Below are 24,254 nucleotides of genomic sequence, written 5' to 3' on the forward strand. Positions count from 1 at the left end.
TTCGTGTTCATAGCGAGAGGTGTTCACGCTGGGCGGGCAGGGTGGTCGAGCCGCTGTCGGCGGGGCCGCCGGAACCGCCGGGGCCGTCGGCGTCCGGAAGCGTCGGCGCGCCCCGGTACAGCGCGGTCAGGCGCGCGACCTGCGCGGCGACGCCGTACCGGGCGACGGCGGGCGGCGGCGCGAGGCGGGCGGGCGGTTGTTGCGACCGGCGCTCGATCGCCGCGCCGTACGCGTCGGCGCTGATGGGCAGCCGCTCGGCCGACGGGGCCTGCCAGGCGGGCAGGTCCTCCAGGGCGGGGCAGACCGAGTACAGCACCGGCAGGCCGCTGGCCAGGGCCTCCAGCACGCTGAGCCCGAACGTCTCCTGGGCGGAGGCGGTGGCGAACACGTCCATCGCCGACAGCGCCCCGGCGACGTCGCCGGTCTCGCCCGCGAAGACGATCCGGGACGCCGCGGGCGACCGCTCGGCGTGCCGCCGCAACGCGTCCGCCATGGGCCCGTCCCCGACGATCAGCAGCTTCGCCGTGGAGGTCGCGTCCATCGCGTCGATGAGCACCTCGACGCCCTTGGTCGGCACCAGGCGGGCCACGGTGCCGACCACGAAGTCGTCCGCGCCGAGGCCCAGCCGCCGCCGCGCGGTCGCCCGCCGGTCCGGCCGGTAGGCGAAGGCGGCGGCGTCCACGCAGTTGGGGATCACCACCGTGCGCGAGCGCGGCACGCCCCAGCCGGCCAGCCGGTCCGCCACCGTGTCGGAGACCGCGACGGTGGTGGTGCCCAGACGTTCGGTCGCCCGGTACAGCAGGCGGACGCCCCTGGTCGTGGCGCGGCCCTCGATGTGCCCCGCCCCCAGGGAGTGCTCGGTGGCGATGACGCGCCGGACGCCCGCCAGGCGCGCGGCGACCCGGCCGAAGACGCAGGCCCGGTACAGGTGGGTGTGCACCACGTCGTAGCGGCCGCGCCGCATCAGCCGCACCAGCTCGGGCAGGGCCGCCAGGTCGGTGTTGCCGCGCATGCCGATCCGGTGCACCGGGATGCCGAGCGCCTCCACCTCGCCGCTCAGCGTCCCGTCGCCGGTCAGGATCGCGACCTCGCAGGCCGCGGGCAGGTACCGCAGCAACAGCAGGAGTTGCTGCTCGGCACCGCCACGGTCGAGACCGGTGATGACGTGCAGGACGCGCGTCATACCCGCGCCTTCCAGCGCAGCTCGTGGCGCAGCAGCTTGGCGCGCATCCGCATGCGCCGGTCGCGGTCGCCGACGTAGGTGCGCACGAGCGCGTGCGGACCGGCGTGGCTGTCCCAGATCGCGCAGCCGTAGGAGTATCCGGCGTTGGCGACCTCGCCCACCTCGCGGTCGGAGACGTGCCCGTAGGGGTAGGCGAACCCGGTGACCGGCCGGTCGAGGGCCTCCTCCAGCAGGGCGCGGCTGTCGTGCAGCTCCTGGCGCAGCTCGGGTTCGGTGGCCTTCGGCAGCGACAGGTGCTGCATACCGTGCGAGGCGATCTCGACGCCCCGGGTGGCGACGGCGCGGAGCTGCTGCATGTTCATCAGCGGCTTGCGCGGGCCCTCGTCCCAGGTGTTGTGGCCGCCGATCTGCCCGGCGACCATGAACACGGTGGCGTTGAAGCCGAACCGCGTCAGGACCGGCAGGGCGCGGGTGGCGAAGTCGGCGTACCCGTCGTCGAAGGTGAGCCCGACCAGCCCCCGCGTGCGGCCCTGCTCCTGGGCCTGGCGGAGCTCGTCCATGCTCACGCCCCGCAGGCCGCAACGGCTGAGCCAGCTCATCTGCTGGGTGAAGCGCCGGGGCGAGACGGTCACCAGGTGCGGGTCCTCCTCGACGTCGTCGACGGAGTGGTACATCAGCACGTAGGGCATGACGTCGGATCGGATCACTGCTGCCTCCCAGGCGCGGCGCTACCAGAGCTGCCGGTAGCGGGTTCATCGGGCGCGGGCCCGCCGAGGGCGCGGAGCCCCATCGCCGGCCGCCGCCCGCGGCCGGTGGCGGCCAGGACGGCGGCGAAGACCGACGCGACGACCCCCGCCCCGGCGACGAGCACGAGCAGGGGGGGAGTGGCGGGGGACAGGACGGCGGCCGTCACGGCACCGGCGGCCGAGCCGCACGCGGCGGCGGCCACCAGGCGCAGCAGGTCGCCGCCGACGCGGGCCACCGAGATCCGCACGACGCGCGCGCGGACACCGGCCAGCAGCAGCACCGCCGACAGCGTGACCCCGGCGGCGTTGCCCGCCGCCAGCGCGATCGTGCCCGCGCGCTCGACCAGCAGCGCGCCCGTCACGACCGTCACGCCCAGCCCGGCCGCGACCGCGAGGGCCGGCCGCCACAGCGGCTGGCTGCGGGCGAACAGCGCGCGCGCCGAGACGCCCAGCATCGACTGGCCCCACAGGCCCAGCGAGTAGACGCGCAGGACCGACGAGGTGCCCTCGGTGTCGTCGGCGGTGAAGTTCCCGTGCTGGAACAGCACCTGCACGATGGCGGGGGCGAAGGCCGTCAGGTAGGCGACCGCGCACAGCACGATGCCGCTGACGATGACGAGGTCGGCCTCGATGCGGTGACGGATCTCGCGGGTGTCGCGCTCGGCGGAGGCGCGCGCCAGGCGGGGGAAGGTCACCGTCACGATCAGCAGCGACAGCACCATCGGGACCTGCGCGACCTTCTGCGCGTAGTTGAGGTGGGAGATGGAGCCCGCCGCGAGCCCCGAGCCGAGGAAACGCTCGACGAGCACCTGGGCCTGGCGCGTGAGGGTGTAGACGACGATGGGGAGGATCGCGGCCACGCTCAGCCGCGCGGCCTCGGCGGCGGCCTCGCCGCCGGTGTCGGCTCCCCCGGCCTCCGCCTTCTCACGGGCGGGAGTGCGCAGCCGCGTGACGAACGCCGGGACCTGCACGGCGACCATCAGCACGCTCCCGCACGCCACGCCGATCGCGGCGCTGGTGATGCCCAGCGGCGCGGACAGCGCGGTGATCGCCGTCAGGATGCCGATGTTGTAGGCCATGTAGATGGAGGCGGGCGGGCCGAAGCAGTGGTGGGCGCGCAGCGTCGCGTTCATGAACCCGGCGATGCCGAAGGCGAGGATCGTCACCGACGTCCAGCGCACGCAGTGCACGGCGGGCGCGGGGTCGGCGAGCCCGGGGGCGAGCGCCGACACCAGCAGCGGCGCGGCCGCCGCGACGGTGATCGCGATCAGCGCCAGCGCCAGCGCCAGCCGGGGCAGGGCCGTGCGCACCAGCGACCGCACGCCCTGGGGCTGGAGCATCATGCGGGTGACGGCGGGCACCATGATCAGCGCCATGGCGTCCTCGATGAGCAGTGGGGAGACCGTCTCGGGGATCGTCCAGGACACCAGGAACGCGTCGGTGCTGCTGCTGGCCCCGAAGCGGTGGGCCAGCACCAGGTCGCGGGCGAAGCCCAGCGCGGTGCCCGCGCCGATCAGCACCGCCGACAACCCGGCCGCGCGCCCCAGCGAGCGGAGCTGCGGCTTCCGGGACGCCACGGCCGTCACGGCGCGGTCACCGGCGCTCCGGCCGTCCCCTTCCCGGCGGGCGCGGTGGACGCGGCGGGCCGCACCCGCTCCCAGTTGAGCGCGCGCGCCGCGGCCAGCCCCAGCATGATCGAGGTCAGGACGCAGGTCGGGCCGCCCAGGTCGGAGTAGCCGAAGTTGATCATCAAGCCGCCGGTGAAGCCCACCGCGGCCAGCCAGGCCATGTCCTTGGCCGCCCGGCCCGCCCACAACCCGCGCAACACCAGCGCGAACAGCAGCAGGAACCCGGTGAGGCCGAGGACGCCCTGCTCGCTCAGCACCAGCAGGTACTGGTTGTGCGGCGACAGCAGCGGCTGGCGCAGGTAGCCGTTGACCGGGTCGTCGGTCTCGCTCGCGCCGGAGAGCTGGATGGGGGCGTAGGTGTCGCGGAAGGCCGGGAAGTTCTTCACCCCGACGCCGGTGACCGGATGGTCGCCCCAGATCGCGGTGGCCGTCCCCCACAGGCTGTAGCGGTCGTTGACCGACTGGTCGGGGTCGTCGACCGAGGCCGCGATCGAGCGGGTCCGGGAGGCGATGCTCTCCGAGCCCACGCCGAGGCCGCCGACCAGCACGACCGCCGCGGCGGCCACGCACAGCGCGGTCCGCAGCGCCACCCTGAGGTCGAACCACACCAGCATGATCAGCACCCCGGCGCCGACCGCGATCCAGCTGCCCCGGCTCAGCGACAGCAGCAGCCCGGCGGCCAGCACCGCCAGGGCCGCGAACGCGACGGCGCGCGCCCGGCCCGGCCGGGACAGGATGATCGCGACGACGACGAACACGGCGAACCCCGCCACCGTCGCCATCGCCATCACGTCGGTCGCGCCGAACGTGCCGACCGCCCGCACGTTGCGGCCCTCGAAGGACGCGCCGGTGCGGGTCACCGCCTGCCAGACGCCGTACCCGGCCTCCGCCACCCCGACCACGACCACCGCGCCCGCGACGACGGCGACGTCGCGCCGGTCGCGCAGGGCGACGACGACGGCCAGGGGCACCAGCACGAAGATCTGCACGACGCGCACGTAGCCGGGAAGGCTGGCCGCGACGTCCTGGGAGCAGATCGTGGAGACGGTGAGCGCGGCCACCAGCGGTCCGAACGCCAGCAGCACGACCGGCGCCAGCCGCCACCGGCGCAGCAGCGCCCAGCAGCCCGCGACCACGACCAGCAGCACGCTGGCGACGTCGCCCACGCTGACCTGCACGCCCGAGCCGAGACCGCTCGGACCGGGGGGAACGCACACGCACAGGGCCGTGGCGGCGACCAGCCAGCTCGCCCGGGGCTTGCCGATCTTCCGGCTCCACCGGTCCAGGCGTCGCCGCTTCGTGCGGCCGTCCGGCTCGGGCGCGCGGGGGGCGCAGCGGCACCGGCTCGGGCGGCCGTCGTCGCCCGCCCGGGGCGCCGCCACCCTGATGCCCTCGGCCCCGGTCCGGCCGGCCGATGACACCGGTGGGGTCACCTGCCGCCTCCGGTGAGCACCGAGCGCACCGTCATCATCAGGATCTTCAGGTCGCCGGCGAACGTCCAGGCGTCGATGTAGTGGTTGTCGAACCGGGCGCGCAGCTCGATCGAGGTGTCGCCCCGCAGGCCGTGCACCTGCGCCCAGCCGGTCAGGCCGACCGGGGCCCGGTGCCGCAGCCCGTAGCCGGGGTGGGTCGCCGAGAACTGCTGGACGAAGTGGGGCCGCTCGGGACGGGGCCCCACCAGGCTCATGTCGCCGCGGACGACGTTCCACAACTGCGGAAGCTCGTCCAGCGAGGTACGGCGGAGGAAACGCCCGACCGGGCCCATCCGCAGGTCGCCGTCAACGGACCAGCGCGTGTCGGCCTCAAGGTCGTCGTTGGGCTTCAGCGTCCGGAACTTCAGCAGCACGAACTGCTCGCCCCCGATGCCGACGCGGCGCTGCCGGAACAGCACCCCCGGCCCGCCCTCCAGCCGCACGGCCACCGCGCAGACCAGCAGCAGCGGCCAGATGAGCGCGGCGACGGCGGTGGCGGTCACCACGTCGAAGGCCCGCTTGGCGAGCCGCTCCAGCGCGCCGCCGCACCCCCGCAGCGGGATGTAGGAGAACCCGGCCAGGTGCCCGGCGCCCGTCGCGGGCGCGAGCCCGGACGGCGACAGCACCATCAGCGTCTCGCACCGCCCGGCGACGCAGGCGCGCGCGACCGCGTCGTGGTAGCGGCCGGGCGTCTCCTCCAGCACGACGACCACGGTGTCGATGGCCTGGGCCCGGACGGCGTTCCGCAGGTCGAGCGCGTCCTCCCCGACGGGGGAGGGGTCCGCCCCGTCGCCGATGACGTACCGCCCCACGACCGTGAGGCCCAGGGCCCGCTGGTGCTGCAACCCCTCGATGACGTGGAGGGTGAGCGGCCCGTCCCCGACGACCAGCGTCCGCCGGGCCGCCGGGCGCACGCGCCGGTAGCGCTGCACGAGCGCGTACAGCGCCATGCGGCCCAGCAGCAGGACCGCCAGGAACCCCAGCACGATCTCCAGCGCGTGCGGACCGATCACCGCCGGGCCCGCCGGGATACCGGCCAGCACCAGCACGAACAGCGCGCGCACGCTGAGCGGGACGGCGTCCTCGACCACCGACAGGTCGCGCCGGGGCCGGTAGCGCCCGGTCGTGGCGTGCACGCTCAGCAGCGCCGCCGACGCGACGGCCGCCCCGGTCGCCGGGTACCCCAGCGCCCAGGCCGCCACCGAGGTCGCGGCGCCGTCCAGGACGGCCAGGCACAACGGATAGGCCGCCAGCCCGATCCGGCGGGTCCGGGCGGACCGCCGTGACGGGAGCCGGCCGGGAGCAGACGCGCTCGGCCCGGACTCTGCGGCTGGGGCAGCCGAGGCCGGAGCGAGGGGCTCCTCGGCAATGGAAGGGGCGCTGAGCCCCTGGGCTCCCATCGTGGAGGTCCTTTCGGAGAGAAGCGGCGCGCCGCGTCGCACGGGGACGCGGCGCCTCTTCGTCGTTTCCGCCGCGGCCCGTCCGGCGGCCCGTGCAACGGGACGCCGGCGGCGCGGCGACGACCACGCTGCAATTACGGCCCACCAAGCATGGCAGGAGACGCCGTTCCGCCCGAGGGGCTTTAACAAACGACTCCACAGTTTTGACATCGAAAGACGTTCGCGCACCGGAAGCCCGTTCGACGGCAGGTTGCCGACGAATTCACGGGTCAAGCCCCGTGGTTCAGCGCACATGCCGACGAACTGAATGCATTGCGGACACACCGGGCAAGAAGTGGCGCCATGCACGCGCGGAAGCCACGGATTTGCAATCTGATTCTCAAGATCATGGCAGGTGTCGCGTTACGGCCGCCGAACGGCGCGTCCGGCGTGCTACTTCTTGAATGGCTCCGCGGCCAACAGGCTGCGGATTGAACGAAGTCTGTGCACAGAAGCTCGGAAAGGACCACACTCATGATGAAGCGTCTGGCCGCTGCTGGCCTGCTGTCCTTCACCGCCGCCGGCGTGCTGATGAGCGCCGCCCCGGCCATGGCCAACGACGGGCCGAAGATCGAGAGCGAGAACGAGAACGCCCAGGTTCTCGGCGTTCAGACCTGCCGCTCGCTCGACGTCGCCGTGATCGGCGCCGCGATCCACAACATCCTCGGCACCACCGAAGAGGCCGGCGACTGCAACAACGGCTCCGTCGCGCAGGAAGACTGAGCTAACGCCTGAAACATGGGGAGGGGCCGCGACGGGGCCCCTCCCCATGCGCGTTTTCCCGGCAAAAGCACGAACGCTTTCGAGTTCACGCAGCGGTTCTACCGGAATCGCGCGCACCGGCTCAACGAGAACCGCCGATAAGCCCGCACCGGCGATGCGTCATAAAGCTCCCCGATGACGCAAGATGCCGGAAGTGAGAACTACTGGCTCCCCGCCCTCCCGAACAGTTTCCCCCGGCGACGTGAACCGAGACTCCCCTCAATTTCTCGGACGGATCCCCCGAGCAATTCCGGCTACTCGCCCAACTGCCTCGGCATTGTGCCGAACCGGCGAATCGTCACGAACACTGCAAAGCAGTTCGGCCGACACGTCCTGAGTGACGAAGCCGCCGGACGAGGCCCGGCCTTTCCTCGCCCGGGACCCGGACGTCACCGCACCGCAGGCGGCCCGACCTTCGTGATCAAGCGCGCCGCCCGGGGCCGCCCGGCCACCGGACAGACCCGGGAACGGTCTTTCCGATGTCCAGGAATATCACTCTCTGTATGTGGATAGACACCAGGTGTGCTCGGCGGGTGTCGACGGGTCACCTCATGACCGCACCCGCCATCAGGGAGTCCACCAGATGCACCGCTACACCCGTCTCCTCACCGCCGCCGCCCTGGCCGCCACGCTGACCAGCGCGCTGCCCGGCACCGCCGACGCGCAGACCGGCGCCCGCCCGCCCGCGTCAGCGGCGGCCCGCACCGGCGCGGCGGCTGCCGCACCGGCCGCGATTCAGCGGCAGCAGCCCTGCCCCCAGGCGGTGGCTTTCGGCGAACGGCTCAAGCCCGTCCGCCCCGCGCACCGGGCCGAGCCCGCCTACTTCCAGTTCGAGGATCACTTCGACACCTTCGTCATCCAGCTGACCGACCCCGCGAAGATCCAGCACGCCCGCGACGTCCTGTCCGGCAAGGAGAAGAACCGGATCCACGTGATGGGCCGCATCAAGAAGACCCAGGCGCCCTACAACCTCCGGTGGAACTTCCACCTCATCCCTGACACCATCGACTTCTTCGATCTGGCGATCGAGGTCTGCGACGCCTCCATCTCCTACACCAACGACCACATCGACGATGCCTGTGGAGCCTTCCTGCCCGGCTGCTTCTGGTGCCCCTGGAGTTCCAGGCTCGTCGCCGAGGTCACCGCCATCGGACAACCGAAGCGCATCGCCCGCACCCGCGCATACACCGCCTAGCCCGGCCGGTCGCCGGTCGCCGCTACCGGCGACCGGCCCGGTCCGGCGTCCGATCCCGTCAGCAGCCGCGCGCCGTCGGCAGCCCTAAAACGGCCGCGACCACTGCGGTGCTCATGGTGACTTCCGGTGCATGCGGTAGTGGAGCACGAGGAACGGGATTCCGAAGACCGAGAAGGCGTGCTCGGCGCGCAGCTCCCCGTCCTGCGTGTAGACGTCCAGCCGTTCAGCGAAGCCGTGCACGGCCAGGGCGGTGAGGTCGCGGGTGTCCGGGGCGATGTAGGTGAGGTAGTGGCCGGGCTGGTCGAGGTCGCTGCGGCTGGTCAGGACGAGCCCGCCGCCGGGCCGAGCCTGCGGCGCGAGCGTGGCGGTGAAGCTGGCCTGCGGGAGGGGGAAGCCGACGCTCACGTAGCCGCGGCCCTCGTGCCGGTACGTCGTGTAGATGCCGATGTAGATCGGCTCGTCGGTGTCGGCGAACGACCGGATCCAGCCGCGGACGGTCTCCGCGCCGTCCTTGGTGGTGATGGTGTCGATGCGTCCCCGCACGCCGCGCTGCGCCTCGCGCTGGTTCATCGGGACGCTGGCCTGGCCGAGAGGGCGCGCGACGAACGTCCGGTAGAGCAGGTAGCCGGGCCGGACCCACAACCGCCACCGGGGGACGATGTCGAGCGTGAACCGCGTGGTGTGCTCGTAGAACTCGCGGACCTGCGGGTCCACGCCCGCCGGATCGAAGTCGGGGCCGTGCAGCTCGTCGAGCGAGGCGACGATGCCGACGTCCTGGGCGTCCTCGACGTAGTCGCCGCCGAGCGTCTCGGCGAGGGTCCGGACGTAGCCGGTGCCGACGTACCGCGTCGTGGACTCGCGGGGAACGACGAACGGGAGGTCCTCCGCGCGGACCTGCTCGGCGAGCAGGGTCACCTGCGCGTCGCGGAACAGCAGTGCGGCCAGTGAGCGGTAGGTCAGCACCGTCGTACTGGCGACGACCGCAGCGGAACGCCCCCGGAGAACCCCGCCGACGGCCGCTCCCACAACGGGCCCGAGCGCGACCTTCTGGGGCCGGAGGCCCAAGGCTCCGGCGGCTGCGCCGGTGGCCGTCCCGACGGCGAGGGGTCCGGCCCCGGTGAGCTTCCCGGCCGCCCACCCGAGCGGGGCGGCGATCATGGCGCCGCTCGCGATGCGCGCCCACAGCGCGGGGATCTCGTCGGGCCGCTGCCGTGCGCGGGCGACCGCTTCGACGGCTCCCAGCCCGACGGCCCCGGCGACCGCGCCGAGGACCGCCGCCCTGCTCCCGCGACGCGCCGCCAGCGTGGCCCCGCCCAATGCTCCGACGACACTTGCGGTGCCGACCTGCTGAGCCCGTCCCGGGCCCGACGAACGATGGTGTGCCACGTCCGGAATCTACTGCTTGGTGCCCGTCTTCGGCCTTCAGACCTCGGGGTGGGGCGCGTCGGGGCGGTGACGATTCGCGGACGGATGCGGGAGAGGCGGGAGCCGAGGGCCCGCGCATTGTGGCGCGCACCAAGAGGCAATCGAGTCGGACGCACCTGAACGATCACATGGGGCGGAACGGTTGCCGAACATTCTGCTGCTACCCGTAGAAAATGGCAACAAAGGGACTCCGCGTTAAAATCGAGGAGAACCTGTGATCACTTGGACGGGTGGGCATCCCCTACCCCGCGGCCCGCCGGAAGGCGAACCCGTCCCACTCGGCGCTGACGGCAAGCGCACGCTTGGTGCACTCGGAATCGTGCGCTGACCAGGCGATATGTGATCATCTACCAACGGCGGCGTTTCACATCATTTTACCTGTAACCGTAGTTACGGACAGTTAATGCCGGGCATCTTCGCTACGTTTCTGCGACGTTCATCGCGCAGAATTCGGCACTGGAACCTGTCGGCGGGAAAGCGCGGTGGACGGTCCTCTCTTCGCCGCATCCGGCAGATCACCCGTCTGTGCCGCCCGGTAGGCCAACGCTCGCGTCAGCCCAACACGATCTGGACCGGTCAGATATGAAGAGAAGTGCTTTCGGCGTTCAGGTCGCGTCCGCGACCATCACCGTCCTCGCCCTCCAGACCCTCGCCCTGGCGGGGGTCGCCGGAGCGGCCGACACCCCCGCGACCCCCGCCGGCGACGACCCGCCGCGCTGGTGCCCGGCCCAGGGCGTGCTCCGCGCCGACGAGCTCCCGCGCACGGTCCGGCTCAGCGACTGCGACCTGCGCGACCGCGTGGTCCGTGGCACCAGGGGAGCGTCGGTGACCGTTCCCCGCGAGAACCTGACGGTCGCCGCGAGCAGCCTGCACGTCGACGGCAGCAGCAACCTGCGCGTCCGCGTCGACGGCACCGCCGGGACGGTGGAGATCACTCAGGAGAGGACCGCCACCGCCCCCGCCCAGAGGGGCGCGGCGGCCGACCCGCTCGACGCGTGCTCCGACGACGCGTGGACGAGCAGCGCCTCGGCCTGGCCGAAGGGCAGCACGGTCAAGTGGAAGTACTACGTCAACCGGCGGATCGAGGGCGGCATCACCAACGCGCAGGCCAGGCGGGCGGTCAGGAGCGGCGTCACGAACGCCTTCGACGCGCGGACCGACTGCGGTGACGCCGACCAGTTCTCGCCGCTGCCGAACATCTTCGAGGACTACACGGGCAAGACCTGGCGGCGGCCGAACGTCGACGGCCGGGGCTCGTGCACCTCCCGGAACGGCGTGAACTCGTTCGGCTGGGTCTCGCTGGCCGGCCTGCCCGAGTCCACGCTCGCCGTGGCCTGCACCTGGCAGGGGTGGAACAGCACCATCGAGGCCGACGTCGCGCTCCAGAGCAACGGGAAGAAGTGGTGGTACTTCGGCGGGGACGGCCAGTCGGACGCCCAGTGCCCCGCCGGCCACTACGACCCCGCCTCGGTCGTCACCCACGAGACCCTGCACGCCCTGGGCCTGGGGCACGTCGAGGGCGACAAGCACGCCAACCTGACGATGGCGCCGGTCATCCGCGCCTGCGACGACCGGGTGTCCACCCTCGGGCGCGGCGACTACGAAGGGCTGATCAAGCTGTACGGCCCCCGGTAGGGGACCCGCCGCGGGCCGGAGAGCACCCGATCACCCACGCCAAGGCGCCTCTCGGAACCGAGAGGCGCCTTGGCGTGGTCGCCGGAGGGACCGCCCGGCCGGGCGGAGGACCGTCCTCAGCGGGCGGGCGGCTTCGCCGGCGTCGCGCTGAGCGTGACGTTCTTGCCCCGCGTGGTGGCGATGCACGAGGTGCTGGTGGCGACGCCGGTGACCTTGCCGCTCTCGCCCTCGGTCGTCTCCGGCGGAGCGACGAGCGGGGTGACCGGGACCACCGCCGGTGAGGTGGCCTTGGGCGTGGCGGTGGTGCCCGCGCCGCCGAGGCCGGTCTTGGGCGGCGTGTTCTCCAGCGGCGCTTCGGCCGGCGCGGGGTCCGCGCTGCAGTAGTCGCCCCTGCCGGAGGACGCCGCCTGCGCGGCGGGCGAGGCCGCCGTCACGGGGTCGCGGTTCGGCGTGATCCGGACCGAGACCGAGCTGTTGGTCAGGGACAGGACGGCGCCCGGCCCCAGCGTGACGGTGGAGGCGCCGCCGCTGGCCCCGGTCGAGATCGTCACGTTGGAGATGGTCAGCTTGGCGTCCTTGGCGATGTCGAACATCGCCCTGATGGGCTCGCTGCCGGCCCAGGCGATCGTGGACCTGTTGCCGTCGATGTCGGTGTCCTTGGTGACGGTGGGCAGCGCGGAGGTCGTCCCGGCGCGCTTGGTCAGGGTGTAGGTGCAGCGCTTGCCGAGCTCGTAGTCGCCGCCGGTGGAGAACGCCTGGTTCAGGGCCGCCACGTCGCCCACCAGGTTGGTGCAGGCGACGGCCGTGGCCTCGCGCGCGCCGGTCCGGCCGGGCGACGCCGAGGCGGACGGGACGTTCGAGACCAGCGCCGCGGTGACGGCCGTCGTCAGGGCGACGGCCGTCACCGCCGCACGGGCGGGCCGCGCCGCCCGGTGGCCGTCCGCCGTCGGGATGCCGCTTGTCGAGCGCATGTTCTGCCTCTCTGTCGAAGGAGCCCGTGCCGCCGGACGCGGCTCGCGCAACATGATCAATACCCACTGTGATCGACCTCCTACAGAGCGGTAGGGGCGGCACTGCGCCCAGGATCGGCAAAGCGCGGGCACGCCGGACGGCGGCGTCCACCTCCCCGAACGACCATGATCGTCCAAAGTGATCATTACTTACCGAGCGTGTTGATTCGACTCCGGCTGGTAATGAAGCTTCGTGCAAGCCGACATCGGAACACGGCGGCACGGAGAGCCGGTCCGATGGACACACCGAAACCGCGTTGCGCGCTGTCTAACGCGGACGAGAGGGAACGGGTACATGAAAACGCTGCACAAGGTCACCATCATCGGATTCGCCACCGCCGGTCTGGCGCTCGCCGCTCCGGCCGCCATGGCCGACACCTTCCACGGCCAGGGGAGCAAGGCTGCCGGCCCCGGCGGCGCCTCCTCGGTGGGCGTCGTCTCCGGCGCCGTCGACGGCGACCACGGCCACAAGGGCAAGGGCAAGGGCGACGCCGACGGCGGTGTCTTCTACGGCAAGAAGGCCCAGACCGCGGGTCCGGCCGGCGCCACCTCGTCGGGCGTGTTCAGCGCTGCCGACTGAGGTCGTTCCAGCACCCCTGGACGACCGTTAGGCGGTCCCGCCCGGAACCGGGCGGGACCGTCCCATGCCGTGAGAGATTCGCTCTGCCGGAAAGAGACACTCGATGAGCTTCAAGACCGGGCGCGCCGCCCTCACCGCGTGCGTCACCGCCGGACTGGTCCTGGGACTGCCCGCCGTCGCCAACGCGGACGTCGAATACAACCAGTCCTGGATGAAGGCCGACGCGAGCGGCAGCCAGTTGCACATCCGCCGCGCCTTCGTCCGCGACAACGGTGAAGTCGGGTTCCGGGACTCCTACTACAGCGCGGGCCCCGAGGGCGCCAGCGTCCGCCACACCTACAGCGGCGCGCGCTGACCGTTCCCGGCGGCATGGCGCGGCCTTCCGCCGACGGGGACCGCTGCCGGATACCGAGCGTCCGGCCGCGACCCGAACGGGAAGCGCCCGCCATGCCGCCTGGAACGGGAGGACGGAACCCGCCGAATCCAGTGCCCGGCTCCGCGGCCGGCACGGCTCAGATCTTCCGCGGGGACACGGAAAGCGGGCGCGAGACCACGAGGTCTCGCGCCCGCTTCCCGTTGTGACGACCGGCGGCCCGCGGTCCCGGAAGGGCTCCGGAGACCGCGGGGCCGGATCGGCCGAAGGTGTTAGGACCGTGCCCGCGGCCGGCGGGCGCGCGTGCCCATCACGGCCGCGCCGCCCGCGGCCACCGCGGCCAGCCCGGCGATCACCAGCCAGCCCACCGACGACCCGGTGCTGGGCAGCCCGCGGGCCTCGGCGCGCATGCACTGCGAGCCGCCGGAGACCGGCTGCCCACTGCCGTTGCGCGCGGTGGAACCGGCCGGGCACACGCACCCCGACTGGCTCGGGCTCTGGGACGAACCCCGGACCATCCCGTTCGGGCACACGCACGCCGACTGGCCCTGCCCCTGCCCCTGACCCTGGCCGGAACCCCGGACCATGCCGGGCGGGCAGGGCTGCGGGGCCTGCGGCTCCAGGCGCAGCGGCTGCGCCGAGCGCACGGCGGCGGGCTTCTTCTTGACCTTGGCCCGGTGCGGCTTCTGCGGGGTGTGCCGCTTGCGCGGGACCGACGCCACGGCGTGGGCGGTGACGCTGGGACGCTTGGGCTTGTCGACGTCCGAGCGCTGCGGGACCGCGGGCCGGGGCCGCGCGACGACCACCGTGGACAGGGCGCGGGCCCGGCGTCCGGCGTAGTCGAGGACGGCGGCGTTGGTCAGCCGCGAGCCCGGCCGCGCCCGGTCGGACACGGTGGCGGTGACCGCGACGGTCCGGGAGCCCCGGTAGCGCACGCTGTCCCAGCGGCAGAGGACCCGGGCCCCGGTGACCTTGCAGCCGGGGCCGTTCACCCCCGCCTCCGTCAGCTCGTCGGGCAGCCGGTCCTCCAGCCGCACCTTGTAGGCGGGGACATCGCCGGTGTTGCGCACCGAGATGGTGTAGACGATCCGATCCCCCGGCAGGGGCGTCTGGTCGGAGGCGTTCTTGGACACCTGCATCCGCGGGGCGGTCGGTGCGCCGTCGGCGGGCATGGCCGCAGCGGTGGGCGCTGGGACGATGGTCGTCGTGGCGGCCGCGACCATGAAGGTGGCGGCCACACGACCCTGCGAGCGTCGTATGACGCGCATATTGAAGATCCAATCGTCATGCTCGTGCAGTCGGCGCGGCGGGGTGCACCGAACACCCCGCCCGCGCCTGTCGTCATCTGACGGCTACTCTGCGTAAGCATGCTGCGCTGTGACGCGGGGGGCAAACAGGCGCGCACAACGGATCGGGTCTCGCTCGGGAAAAGCATCTGGAGGCCGTGTTCGCCCTGCTGGGCAGGGTTTCAAAGACGATCTTCGGATGGTGGTCGCGAAAGAGACAGCGGAATGGTGCCGCTTTTGTCGTCACTGACGGTCACGAGTTGTCTTGGGTGCCTTTCGCCGTGATGTGCTGCTCGGCGACTTCCGGGACGCCGGAGAGGCGGGGGAGGGGCGGGACGGCAGGAGGCGCCCGGTACACCTCGGAAGCGGAGGAGAGCTGCATAAGCAGGATGAAGTGTCCACAATTCTACTACCTTGTGAATAGGCTTCGTCACTATCGGTGATTGGCGGAGGGGTCCAGGGGGTACTGCACCCTTGTCAGCAACCGGCATCTCTGGACGGTGAGATCGTGACGAAGCCGTTGAAGGTCGAATACCGGCCGGCCACGGACATCAAAGATCGGTACATCAGCGCAGAGGCCAAGATGTGGCACAACATCTTGCTGGTGCTGGCGCTGATCGGCGTAGTCGTTCTGATCGCCAACCTGGCCGCGGACTTCATGCCGATGCGGGGCGCGGTCTTCCTCTACACCGCCGTGGTGTTCCTGTTCGTGGTCCTCATGTTCAACCACACCTGGGGCCGCCTCGAACGACTCATCCGGGACCAGGAGAAGCTGGTCTCGATGTACATCACCGCGATGGGCCAGCACGAGCCGGGCGGGAACCCGCCGGCGCCCGCCTACCCGCCCGCGCCGCCCGAGCAGCCCCCGGCGCAGCCCGCCGGACAGGCCCCGCCGCCACCGCAGCCGGCGACCCAGGAAGGGCCGCCCGCCCAGGCGCCGCCGTCCGGGTACTGAGAACGGCGGCAATACGTGGTCAACGGTCATGGCCCCGGGACTCCGGTCTCGGGGCCATGACCGTTCATTGCCGTTCACGGGAATCCCGAAATCCATCGCCCAGCGGGTGATCTACCCGTGGAAATGCACTTTCGCAAACGAGCGGACATATGCGCCAAGCCTCCACCTGTGACGCCAGGATAGCGGGGCATGCGCTCTTTGACCGTTTCGCCTCGGCGGTGACCCGGCATAACTCGTGGAGGGCATGGGTATCGCATTCTTGGATTGCCCGGAGTGGTTTCACCGTCGACAGGACGAAATCACGACCACCCGCCTTCCTGTCCGGTGCGGAAAACCCTAACGAGGAATGAAACATGGCCCGTTCTCTTGTCCGGCTTTCGGTCGCCGCGGTCGCGGCCGTAGCGGTGTTCGGCGCGACGGCACCTTCTTCGGGGGCCGCCGGTGGGCGGGGCCCCGGCGCTAAAGCCGATGCCAACCCCGTCCTGGTGGTCGGGGGCTTCCACGCGGAGCAGGCCAAGCTGGACAGCCTGGTGGCCTATCTGAAGGACCAGGGTTTCCACGCGGAGTCGATGCAGCTTCGCGGCACGCCGGCGGGAACGGCCGCCATTTCCGAATCGGCCCAGGCCGTGGCCCAGAAGGCCGCGTCGATGCGCGCCCGGCAGGGCGCATCACGCGTCGATGTGGTCGGACACTCCATGGGCGGGCTGGCCCAGCGCCATTACGTCAAGTTCCTCGGCGGGGCGGCGCAGACCGGCACCTACGTCAGTGTCGGCACTCCCGAGCAGGGGGACTGGCTCGGCCTGCTGTGCGCCACGAGTCACCAGGGGTGCCGCGACCTGGTGCCGGGCTCCGCCTTCATTCGGCGGCTCAACGCTCCGCCGCCCATCCCGCCGGGGTTGCCGGCCTATCACCTCTACAGCGAGCAGGGGACCGGCGAGAAGAAGCCACTGCCCGGCGCGGTCAACGCCAGCGTCCAGAGCTTCTGCCCCGGCCGGAGGGTCGAGCACGCCGACGAGCCCGCCGACAAGGCGATGCAGGGTCTCATCGCCGCGGCCCTGAAGCGGCGTCCGCTGGCCACCGACTGCTCCGGATGAACCGCTGGGACGGGCTCGGCGGAGGCCCGTCAACGGTGTGGAGCGCCTTTGGCGTGCCCTTTGCGGGCCACCGGCCTGCCGGGCCGCCATCAAAGCCGTCCCGAAGAGAGCTTTTCGCTTGCCGAACGCGCACTCTCATTGTCAATCAAAATAACTCAGTCGATTTCCGGGTGCGTGAAGTGTTCTGCCGGTCGGACAAACGCCCGGCGCGAAGTCGGAAATGCCGCACTGTTGCTCAATGGAATGTCCTGACTGCTTAGCCGGGCAATAAATAAACGGCCAAGTCGGCGTGTCAGTCTTGCCGTCGGGTAGGCGAAAGGCATGAGCGATGACAGATCAGTTTTTGCTCCGCATGCCAAACGTGTCCTGCGTCCCGCGGGTCGGGCGTGCGTTTCGTTTCTGATGGTGAGCGGACTCACCTGCGCCCTGGCGAATTCGGGGGAGGCCGCCGACTCGCCGGGATTCAGGAATTCCAGCCGCCACCTCACCCGAGCACAACAGAAATCGGCCAAGGCCTACCTGGCCTACCAGGCGCGCGAAGCGCAGCAGAAGCGCCGCGCGAAAACAGCGGTCAAGTACGCGCTCGGACAGCGCGGCAAGCCCTACCGGTGGAGTGCGACCGGCCCCAACGCGTTCGACTGCTCGGGCCTGGCGATGATGGCCTGGCGGAAGGCCGGTGTGCGGCTGCCCCGCGTCACCCACGCGCAGTACCGGGCCGTCCGCCGGAAGGTCGGCATCAAGAAGTTGCGGCCGGGCGACCTCGTCTTCTTCAGGGGGAAGGGGCACGTGGGGCTCTATATCGGCGGCCGCAACTTCGTCCACGCCCCGCGGCAGGGGACCACCGTCCGCGTCGACTCGCTCAGCGGGTCCCGGAAGCGGTCCTTCTCCGGCGCCGTGCGGCCCGCGGCGCCTCCTGCCCGCGTCTGGCCCACGACGATCCAGAAGCTGGCACGCCAGGAAGGCCGCGCGGCCCCGGCCAAGCCCGCCGAGCCCGAGAGGCCGAGCAGCGACCCGCAGCCATCCGCCGGCGAGCTGGAGCCAGAACTCCTGCCGGGGCCCGGAGAGTGAACTCACCCAGCGAACCGTCCGCGACATAACCCGAGACGACAGGGAAGAGATCCAACCGCGCAAGGCCCGGTGCGTGCTGCCGCAGCACGCACCGGGCCACACGCGCGTCAATGCCAGCTCTACAGTCAGTCCGGCAGGCCGACTCCCAGCTCGGCCTCCGCGTCCTCGGGAACGTTCCGGGCCAGCGCGGCGAGCGTCGCCAGCGCCGTCGCCAGGGTGTCGATCGGCGGCGCGGACAGGGCGAGGCGGACGGCGTTGGGCGCGTGGGCGAGGACGATGGTGAAGGCCGCGCCCGGCGTGACGGCGATGCCGCGACGCGCGGCGGCCGCGACGAAGGTGTCGGCCCGCCAGGGATCGGGCAGCCGCCACCAGCAGTGGAAGGCCCGCGGATCCGACTCGATGGCGAAACCTTCCAGATGCTCGCGCACGAGCCGCTGGCGCGCCGCCGCGTCCCGGCGCTTGATGTCCTGGAGGGTCGTGACCGTGCCGTCGGTCAGCCAGCGCGTCGCGGCCTCGACGGCGAAGCGCGGCGCCGTCCAACCGCCCGAACGCAGCGCCGACGCGACGCGCCCCCCAAGCGCCTCCGGCACCACCGCAAAACCGACGGTGAGCCCCGGAGCCACCCGCTTCGACAGGCTGTCCACCACGACGACGCGCTCCGGCGCGAACGCGGCCAGCGGCGGGAGATCTTCGCGGAGGAAACCGTAGATGGCGTCCTCGACGGCGTAGATGTCGCACTCGCGCAGCACTTCGGCGATCTCCGCGCGCCGCTGCTCGGTCATCGTGCGCCCGAGCGGGTTGTGCAACGTCGGCTGGAGGTAGACGGCGCGCAGCGGCCCGGCCGACCGGACGGCCTCCGGCAGCACGCCGTACTCGTCCATGGCGAGCGGGACCAGCGTGATGCCAAGACGTGCGGCGATGCCCTTGACCACCGGATAGGTCAGCTCCTCCACACCGACCCGCTCACCGGCCGGAGCCAAAGCGGCCAGCGCGGCGGCGATCGCCTGCCGCCCATTACCGGCGACGAGCAGGCGTCCAGGATCGGGGGACCACTCCGCCCGGGACCACAGCGCGGCCGCCGCCTCGCGAAGCGCCGGCGTGCCCGCCGCACCCAACGGAGTCAGCGCACTTCCCAGCACGTCGGGACGGAGCAGACCGCCAAGACTGTCGGCGAGCAGAACGGGCAGCTCTTCCGGCACGGAGAAGGTCATCTCCAGATCCACACGAGCACGCGTCGGCTCCGCAAGCGCGGGCTCACCCGACGGCGCGGCGGCACGTATGAAGGTGCCACGCCCCACCTCCCCAACAGCAAGCCCCCGACGGATTAACTCGCCGTACACGCGCGCCGCCGTAGAGCCGGCGATGCCGTGCCTACGGGCGAACTGCCGCTGAGGCGGCAGACGGTCGCCGGGCCGGAGTTCCCCAGCGGCGATCCGGGCCGCCAGCACGTCAGCGATCCGCCGATAGTCGTCCACGCCATCCCCCATATTGCACCGAGCGCAATTTGCCTATTGCACCGACATATTTGCCCCAATAGCATCGAGCCGTCAAGCCTCATCCCAAAGGAGACGTTCGACGTGAGCACCTTCGTCAAGGGACCGGTCTCCATCGACTACGACGACCACGGCAGCACCACCCCGCCCCTGGTCCTCGTCCACGGCCACCCCTTCGACCGGTCGATGTGGGCACCCCAACTTGAGACCGACCGCCGGGTGATCACCCCGGACCTGCGCGGCTACGGCCGCAGCACCGTCGTCCCGGGCAAGACCACCCTCCAGACCTTCGCCCAGGACCTCGCTGACCTGCTCGACCACCTGGCCATCGGGGAAATCGTCCTCGGCGGACTCTCGATGGGCGGCCAGATCGTCATGGAGTTCCACCGCCAGTTCCCCGAGCGCCTGCGCGGCCTGATCCTCGCCGACACGGCCCCGCAGGCAGAAACAGAAGACGGCAGGAAGGCTCGCAACACCATGGCCGACCGCCTAATCCAAGAGGGGATGGACGGCTACGCCAACGAGGTCCTCCCCAAGATGGTGGCCCCCGCCAACATCGAGCGCTTCCCAGAGGTAGCCGAGCACGTCCTCAACATGATGCGCTCAACGCCACCGGAAGGCGCAGCCGCCGCACTACGAGGCCGCGCCGAACGCCCCGACTACGTCGAGTCGTTGTCCCATGTCCAGGTGCCCACGCTGATCGTCGTGGGCAGCGACGACGAGTTCACCCCGATCAGTGATGCACAGCTAATGCACGAAACGATCCCGAACTCGACACTCGTCATCATCGACGACACCGCACACATGCCCAACCTGGAACGCCCGGCCGAGTTCAACAAGGCCCTGAACACCTTCCTAGACTCGATCCCCGAAAAGCGGTGACCCCCATGCCCAAGACAGCCTTCGTAACCGGCGCGAGCGCGGGCTTCGGCGCCGAAATCACCCGCCGCCTAGCAACCGAGGGCACCCGCGTCGTAGCGTCAGCACGCAGAGCAGACCTCCTAGCCAACCTGGCAGCCGACCACCCAGACCGCGTCCACCCCCTAGAACTGGACGTGCGAGACAAAACAGCAGTCGAACAGGCAATCGCCACCCTGCCCCCCGAGTTCGCAGACATCGACATCCTGGTGAACAACGCGGGCCTAGCCAAAGGCCTGGGCCCCGCGCAGGAAGCCGACCTGGACGACTGGGACCAGATGCTCGACACGAACTGCCGGGGCCTCATGTACTGCACGAGAGCGATCCTGCCCGGAATGGTGGAACGCGGCCGAGGCCACGTAATCAACCTGGGCTCAGTAGCAGGCACGTACCCCTACCCGGGCGGCAACGTCTACGGTGCGACGAAGGCGTTCGTGCACCAGTTCAGCCAGAACCTGCGCAGCGACCTACACGGCACAGGCATCCGCGTGACCTGCATCGAACCGGGCATGTGCGGCGACACAGAGTTCTCAACGGTGCGCTTCGGCGGAGACCAAGACCGAGCACAAGCGGTCTACAAAGGAATGCAGCCCCTGACCCCAACGGACATAGCGGAAGCAGTGTCGTGGGCGGCATCACAACCGGCCCACGTGAACATCAACGTGATCGAGCTGATGCCGACCGCACAGAGCTTCGCACCGTTCCAGATACACCGAACCGAACCCTGACAGAAGAACACTCCACCTCAATCACCGCACAACGAGAACAAGACGAGCGCAGATCGGTGGCCCGAAGCAGGGAACCGGTGGCGCAGCAGGCGTCCAAAGCATTCAAGCGATACAAACAACCGCGACGACATCTCCGTAGGGACATGAGACCCAGCGCACCTACCCTGCCCGCCGACGTGCCGCACGCATGTCAGTTCCTGGAAGCCTTCGGCGAAGCGCTCGACGTCGCAGCACCGATGGGCCTGTCCCACAGCACCTGAACTTCTCCGGGATCGTCCCGATCGACCAGACACGCGTAGTGCGCATCACCCGCATCGATGCGCGCTTTGGCGTCAACGCCGAGCTCCGAGGTGCTCTCGGCCGAGTAGCGGGACTTGCCAGGCATCTGGACGGTCAGCCGTAGGTGGTACACCGATCTGCGGTTGACCGTGCCGGCCTCTTCCCGGCTGAGAACATCGGCGACGCAGCCCACACCGTCAGCCTCATCAACAGAGGTGATATCGAGGTCACCCTCCACGTTGAAGAGGAGGACGGCGAACGCAACCATGCCCAGGGCCATAGTTGTGAGACATCCTCCAGGAACCGCCAAGGACTTGTCCCGCATCTGGATCGCCTCACGCACCAGAACGAAGCTCGCGATCGCGGCAATGACCGCAAACAGCCCCGCAATGGCAGCACCGATGTACATCCCCGAAATCTAGCGCAAGTCGATCTTCGCGCCGCGAGCCGCCAAGACCACTCAGCATGTACACCCAGGGAACCTGGCTCTGCCCAGCAGACCTACGCCGGAGACAGAAGACGCAGGCCGTCCCTCAGCGAGGCGTTTGTCTAGCTCATCAGCCCCCTTGAGAAGGGCCGCACCCATGAGGGTTGGAGTCAGTGAGGCAATTAGGCCCGACCGTCCGTGGTCCGCGTGGTGCTTTGTCGGCGCCCACTCCAGATCATGCTTGCGGCGTGACTCCAAACGTTCCTTGACGAAGCTGCTCTCATCGTGCTCGAGTTCTGCGCCGTGTGGTGCCCCGGGTGGGGGGCCACCAGCATGGGGAACGCCACACGTCATGGGATCCAGATGATCAACTAGTGATCGACCGGGCCTTCATGCTGAACGTTGCTCACCGTGACAGGGCTGGAGTTGGCGATGGTGTCCCGCCGAGTGGTGTAGCAGCGATCATGCGGCGGCTCTCGCTCATGAGGGTCCTATCGAGCGGCCACCGGACCGTCACAGGCACCGGAGAGATCGTCATCCTCCTGCGTGCCTGGTTCGTCTCTGACTGTGTAGAGAGCTTCAATAGTGGGACTTACCGGGTATGTGCAGGGGGTGCGGATGAGGATCCCGGCGATCAGGGCGGGTCTGTGCTGGATGTGTTTCAGTCGGGTCCTGATCAGGTCGGTGAGCTGGTCGATCGTGTGCTTTGCGAGGTTGGCCAACGAGGTCTTCAGGTGGGCCAGACGCCCTTGACGGGGTTGGTTCGGGGGCGTAGGGCGGTAGGGAGAAGACGGTCAGCCGGTCGCGGGCGTCGATGTAGTGGCGCATCTTGCATGGCCGCCCTGGCCGGGAGACGACATGACGAGGTTTGGGAGATCGTGGGGTCCATGGTCGGACTGCTCAAACCGCTGAGCGCACGAGAACCGCAAGCCCTGTCGCTGTGCGGCAGCCTGTACCTGTTCGGAGCGATCGCGCACGCCCGGACCAAACGATCAGCGGACGCCTGGCGCATGTGGGATCAGGCAGACGAGGTGTCGAGGCTGCTGCGGAGCATCGCCACGCTGGACGATCAGGATCGCATCCGACCGATCGGCGTCCCGGTCGTGGAGGAATTTGCGTGATGCCACGCGACCGGTTCAGAACCTTCGGTTTGCCGCCCAGGACGTCTTGATGAAGGTGTAGGGGGCTGCTCTGGTGGGGCTCATAGGCCGGTCAGGGTTAACTTGGAGGCCGAGCCCATCGCCGCCAGACGCGCGGAAGCCTAATGCGCCAAGCGGACCAGTGACCTTGAGAGAAGCGCTAGACCTGGTACTTCTCGTGTGGGGTGGCTCGTTCCCAGACCATCTCGAATGCTGCGACGACCGACGCGACGCGGCGGGGGTCGGAGACGAACTCGTAGTCGTCCAGCATGGTGCCGTCGCCTGCGTCGAAGTGGAAGCGGACCAGGCGTTGGTCGAACATCCAGAAGTCTGCACCGGGGAGCATCAGGTCCCAGGTGTGGCGGCGGGGCAGCCAGCGCACTTGTTCTCCGGCTTCGGTGTTGACGTCGGTGACCGAGTGTTCCCAGCGGATGTAGTCGGAGATCGGTTCGGACACGATGCGGGCGCGGCGCATCGTCACGCCCCGGGAGACCGCCTCTTGGACCTGGTTGACCCAGCGGGAGCGGTCGGTACGGCCTGAACCGCCCGCCTTCCAGTCGTCGAATCCTGGTGAGGGCTGGTAGTAGTCGCGCATCTCAAGGTGCACGGCTGAGCGGGTGGTGTTGGCCAGTAGTTCGGCGAAGGTGGGGATGCCGTGGCCTTGGCGGCCCGGCTCGTAGGTTCCGGCGGCGGCCTCGGCGAGTTGGTCGGCCATGCGAGCGGGTTGCCAGATGACGGCTTCGTCGGGTGCCAGCGCCACGTGTTCCCCCAAGCTTTTCAGGACTTCGGGGTCGGTCACCAGGCGCCCTTGCTGGTAGAAGTCGCCGGTGTTGGGATCGCGGAACACCGCCGGGCAGCGCTCGTCTTCAGAGCCGGGGTCAGAACCGATGAAGTCGATATCGCGCACGGGCAGTCCTCCACATCGCAGCGTCTGGGCCCGAAGGTTGCCTGCCGTGCCCCGATCGGTCAAGCGTTCTGTGTCGCAGCGAGAGCGGCGGTGATCAAGGCGCGCATCGGCTCGCCATGGACGGCCAGGGAGAACAGCCGTTCCCAGGCTTCGAGGTACATGCGGTTCTCGTACGACTGACTGAGGGTGAGCGTGCCCGAGACCAGCTCGACCGTGACCACCGCGGAGTCGGGGAGTTCGGACATGGTGAAGGACTCCTCGGGGTTCACCCCGTGCCGGTCGACGTGGCGGGGGATGACCCCGAGGGAGACGGTGGGGCGCCGCATGACCTCCAGCAGGTGGCGCAGTTGCCCGCGGTGGATGCCAGATGGGGCGGGCCGGTACCACAGGACGTCTTCTTCCAGCAGGAACAGCCAGCGGGCGTCGGGGCGGTCCAGGCAGCGCTGTCGGCGCAGCCGGGCTTGGACGGCTTCGGCGACGTCGGGCGTTCCCCCCGAAACGTGGACACCGGT

22 protein-coding genes and 1 pseudogene are annotated in these 24,254 nt (G+C 70.3%); 11 read left to right on the plus strand and 12 right to left on the minus strand.

What is annotated here, in order from left to right:
• Positions 1 to 7: 7 nt before the first annotated feature.
• The 5 genes from AH6_RS15820 to AH6_RS15840 are packed head-to-tail and all read right to left on the minus strand — an operon-like array spanning position 8 to position 6,267.
• Positions 8 to 1,183 carry a glycosyltransferase gene (locus AH6_RS15820; RefSeq protein WP_067480085.1) on the minus strand — a complete coding sequence of 392 codons (1,176 nt, stop codon included), beginning with the start codon at positions 1,181 to 1,183 and terminating at the stop codon, positions 8 to 10.
• Entirely contained in the window at positions 1,180 to 1,890 is a 711-nt protein-coding gene (locus AH6_RS15825; protein ID WP_245679320.1) for a polysaccharide deacetylase family protein, read from the minus strand. The genes AH6_RS15820 and AH6_RS15825 overlap by 4 nt, the downstream gene beginning before the upstream one ends.
• The gene (murJ, locus tag AH6_RS15830) at positions 1,887 to 3,506 is read right to left on the minus strand and encodes a murein biosynthesis integral membrane protein MurJ (protein WP_083982937.1); all 1,620 of its coding nucleotides are present in this window, start codon (positions 3,504 to 3,506) and stop codon (positions 1,887 to 1,889) included. The genes AH6_RS15825 and murJ overlap by 4 nt, the downstream gene beginning before the upstream one ends.
• A 5-nt stretch (positions 3,507 to 3,511) precedes the next feature.
• Positions 3,512 to 4,978 carry an O-antigen ligase family protein gene (locus tag AH6_RS15835; protein ID WP_157431506.1) on the minus strand — a complete coding sequence of 489 codons (1,467 nt, stop codon included), beginning with the start codon at positions 4,976 to 4,978 and terminating at the stop codon, positions 3,512 to 3,514.
• A gap of 8 nt (positions 4,979 to 4,986) precedes the next feature.
• Positions 4,987 to 6,267 (minus strand): sugar transferase, encoded by a 1,281-nt coding sequence (locus AH6_RS15840; protein WP_218005838.1) that lies wholly within the window; start codon positions 6,265 to 6,267, stop codon positions 4,987 to 4,989.
• Between the two features lie 675 nt (positions 6,268 to 6,942).
• On the opposite strand from AH6_RS15840, the gene AH6_RS15845 reads away from it, so the two are divergent.
• Both AH6_RS15845 and AH6_RS15850 read left to right on the plus strand, forming a co-directional pair.
• Positions 6,943 to 7,191, plus strand: coding sequence for a hypothetical protein (locus AH6_RS15845; RefSeq protein ID WP_083982902.1), 249 nt, complete (start codon positions 6,943 to 6,945; stop codon positions 7,189 to 7,191).
• 622 nt (positions 7,192 to 7,813) lie between these two features.
• Positions 7,814 to 8,425, plus strand: coding sequence for a BP74-related protein (locus AH6_RS15850; protein ID WP_245679321.1), 612 nt, complete (start codon positions 7,814 to 7,816; stop codon positions 8,423 to 8,425).
• A gap of 111 nt (positions 8,426 to 8,536) precedes the next feature.
• On the opposite strand, the gene AH6_RS15855 is transcribed toward AH6_RS15850, so the two are convergent.
• The gene (locus AH6_RS15855) at positions 8,537 to 9,811 is read right to left on the minus strand and encodes a hypothetical protein (protein ID WP_067480091.1); all 1,275 of its coding nucleotides are present in this window, start codon (positions 9,809 to 9,811) and stop codon (positions 8,537 to 8,539) included.
• A 621-nt stretch (positions 9,812 to 10,432) separates the two neighbouring features.
• Between AH6_RS15855 and AH6_RS15860 the strand changes: the two genes are divergently transcribed.
• A complete protein-coding gene (locus AH6_RS15860) occupies positions 10,433 to 11,485 on the plus strand; it encodes a matrixin family metalloprotease (protein WP_067480093.1) in 1,053 nt (350 codons plus the stop codon).
• Positions 11,486 to 11,601: 116 nt separating this feature from the next.
• Here the strand turns inward: AH6_RS15860 and AH6_RS15865 are convergent, their stop codons facing one another.
• The gene (locus AH6_RS15865) at positions 11,602 to 12,456 is read right to left on the minus strand and encodes a hypothetical protein (RefSeq protein WP_067480095.1); all 855 of its coding nucleotides are present in this window, start codon (positions 12,454 to 12,456) and stop codon (positions 11,602 to 11,604) included.
• A gap of 334 nt (positions 12,457 to 12,790) precedes the next feature.
• Here AH6_RS15865 and AH6_RS15870 point away from each other — a divergent pair, with 334 nt between their 5' ends.
• Together AH6_RS15870 and AH6_RS15875 are read left to right on the plus strand one after the other, a co-directional pair.
• Complete coding sequence (locus AH6_RS15870) at positions 12,791 to 13,075, plus strand: hypothetical protein (protein WP_067480097.1); 285 nt, start codon at positions 12,791 to 12,793, stop codon at positions 13,073 to 13,075.
• Between the two features lie 103 nt (positions 13,076 to 13,178).
• Positions 13,179 to 13,430: a hypothetical protein gene (locus tag AH6_RS15875; protein ID WP_067480099.1), complete on the plus strand. Its 252-nt coding sequence runs from the start codon at positions 13,179 to 13,181 to the stop codon at positions 13,428 to 13,430.
• A 290-nt stretch (positions 13,431 to 13,720) separates the two neighbouring features.
• Here AH6_RS15875 and AH6_RS15880 read toward each other — a convergent pair whose 3' ends face one another.
• On the minus strand, positions 13,721 to 14,716 hold the full coding sequence (locus AH6_RS15880) for a DUF11 domain-containing protein (protein WP_083982903.1): 996 nt from the start codon (positions 14,714 to 14,716) through the stop codon (positions 13,721 to 13,723).
• A 526-nt stretch (positions 14,717 to 15,242) separates the two neighbouring features.
• Between AH6_RS15880 and AH6_RS45145 the strand changes: the two genes are divergently transcribed.
• From AH6_RS45145 to AH6_RS15895, 3 genes are all read left to right on the plus strand, one after another.
• Complete coding sequence (locus tag AH6_RS45145) at positions 15,243 to 15,689, plus strand: hypothetical protein (protein ID WP_176580236.1); 447 nt, start codon at positions 15,243 to 15,245, stop codon at positions 15,687 to 15,689.
• 353 nt (positions 15,690 to 16,042) lie between these two features.
• Positions 16,043 to 16,783 carry an esterase/lipase family protein gene (locus tag AH6_RS15890; RefSeq protein ID WP_083982905.1) on the plus strand — a complete coding sequence of 247 codons (741 nt, stop codon included), beginning with the start codon at positions 16,043 to 16,045 and terminating at the stop codon, positions 16,781 to 16,783.
• Between the two features lie 402 nt (positions 16,784 to 17,185).
• Positions 17,186 to 17,851 (plus strand): C40 family peptidase, encoded by a 666-nt coding sequence (locus AH6_RS15895; RefSeq protein WP_067480105.1) that lies wholly within the window; start codon positions 17,186 to 17,188, stop codon positions 17,849 to 17,851.
• Positions 17,852 to 17,976: 125 nt separating this feature from the next.
• On the opposite strand, the gene AH6_RS15900 is transcribed toward AH6_RS15895, so the two are convergent.
• The gene (locus AH6_RS15900; protein ID WP_067480107.1) at positions 17,977 to 19,326 is read right to left on the minus strand and encodes an aminotransferase-like domain-containing protein; all 1,350 of its coding nucleotides are present in this window, start codon (positions 19,324 to 19,326) and stop codon (positions 17,977 to 17,979) included.
• A 102-nt stretch (positions 19,327 to 19,428) separates the two neighbouring features.
• On the opposite strand from AH6_RS15900, the gene AH6_RS15905 reads away from it, so the two are divergent.
• Together AH6_RS15905 and AH6_RS15910 are read left to right on the plus strand one after the other, a co-directional pair.
• Positions 19,429 to 20,226, plus strand: a complete 798-nt coding sequence (locus AH6_RS15905; protein WP_067480109.1) for an alpha/beta fold hydrolase — start codon at positions 19,429 to 19,431, stop codon at positions 20,224 to 20,226.
• Positions 20,227 to 20,231: 5 nt separating this feature from the next.
• The gene (locus AH6_RS15910; protein ID WP_083982939.1) at positions 20,232 to 20,990 is read left to right on the plus strand and encodes an SDR family oxidoreductase; all 759 of its coding nucleotides are present in this window, start codon (positions 20,232 to 20,234) and stop codon (positions 20,988 to 20,990) included.
• Between the two features lie 190 nt (positions 20,991 to 21,180).
• Here the strand turns inward: AH6_RS15910 and AH6_RS15915 are convergent, their stop codons facing one another.
• Positions 21,181 to 21,678 (minus strand): hypothetical protein, encoded by a 498-nt coding sequence (locus AH6_RS15915; RefSeq protein WP_067480113.1) that lies wholly within the window; start codon positions 21,676 to 21,678, stop codon positions 21,181 to 21,183.
• 905 nt (positions 21,679 to 22,583) lie between these two features.
• On the opposite strand from AH6_RS15915, the gene AH6_RS15920 reads away from it, so the two are divergent.
• Complete coding sequence (locus AH6_RS15920) at positions 22,584 to 22,817, plus strand: hypothetical protein (RefSeq protein ID WP_157431508.1); 234 nt, start codon at positions 22,584 to 22,586, stop codon at positions 22,815 to 22,817.
• 178 nt (positions 22,818 to 22,995) lie between these two features.
• Here the strand turns inward: AH6_RS15920 and AH6_RS45925 are convergent, their stop codons facing one another.
• Together AH6_RS45925 and AH6_RS15930 are read right to left on the minus strand one after the other, a co-directional pair.
• A complete protein-coding gene (locus AH6_RS45925; RefSeq protein WP_245679322.1) occupies positions 22,996 to 23,742 on the minus strand; it encodes a DUF6879 family protein in 747 nt (248 codons plus the stop codon).
• Between the two features lie 59 nt (positions 23,743 to 23,801).
• Positions 23,802 to 24,215, minus strand: a pseudogene (locus AH6_RS15930) (Scr1 family TA system antitoxin-like transcriptional regulator); the annotation flags it as partial.
• Positions 24,216 to 24,254: the final 39 nt, after the last annotated feature.

Source organism: Actinomadura hibisca NBRC 15177, from assembly GCF_001552635.1.
Lineage (GTDB): Bacteria > Actinomycetota > Actinomycetes > Streptosporangiales > Streptosporangiaceae > Spirillospora > Spirillospora hibisca.

Bases quoted from the DNA above. Each gene is read 5' to 3' on its own strand.
- AH6_RS15895 (WP_067480105.1), top strand. From the start codon at position 17,186: ATGGTGAGCGGACTCACCTGCGCCCTGGCGAATTCGGGGGAGGCCGCC.
- AH6_RS15880 (WP_083982903.1), bottom strand. From the start codon at position 14,716: ATGCGCGTCATACGACGCTCGCAGGGTCGTGTGGCCGCCACCTTCATG.
- AH6_RS15915 (WP_067480113.1), bottom strand. From the start codon at position 21,678: ATGTACATCGGTGCTGCCATTGCGGGGCTGTTTGCGGTCATTGCCGCG.
- AH6_RS15920 (WP_157431508.1), top strand. From the start codon at position 22,584: ATGGTCGGACTGCTCAAACCGCTGAGCGCACGAGAACCGCAAGCCCTG.
- AH6_RS15890 (WP_083982905.1), top strand. From the start codon at position 16,043: ATGGCCCGTTCTCTTGTCCGGCTTTCGGTCGCCGCGGTCGCGGCCGTA.
- AH6_RS15860 (WP_067480093.1), top strand. From the start codon at position 10,433: ATGAAGAGAAGTGCTTTCGGCGTTCAGGTCGCGTCCGCGACCATCACC.
- AH6_RS15875 (WP_067480099.1), top strand. From the start codon at position 13,179: ATGAGCTTCAAGACCGGGCGCGCCGCCCTCACCGCGTGCGTCACCGCC.
- AH6_RS15850 (WP_245679321.1), top strand. From the start codon at position 7,814: ATGCACCGCTACACCCGTCTCCTCACCGCCGCCGCCCTGGCCGCCACG.
- AH6_RS15865 (WP_067480095.1), bottom strand. From the start codon at position 12,456: ATGCGCTCGACAAGCGGCATCCCGACGGCGGACGGCCACCGGGCGGCG.
- AH6_RS15845 (WP_083982902.1), top strand. From the start codon at position 6,943: ATGATGAAGCGTCTGGCCGCTGCTGGCCTGCTGTCCTTCACCGCCGCC.
- AH6_RS15870 (WP_067480097.1), top strand. From the start codon at position 12,791: ATGAAAACGCTGCACAAGGTCACCATCATCGGATTCGCCACCGCCGGT.
- AH6_RS15910 (WP_083982939.1), top strand. From the start codon at position 20,232: ATGCCCAAGACAGCCTTCGTAACCGGCGCGAGCGCGGGCTTCGGCGCC.
- AH6_RS15820 (WP_067480085.1), bottom strand. From the start codon at position 1,183: ATGACGCGCGTCCTGCACGTCATCACCGGTCTCGACCGTGGCGGTGCC.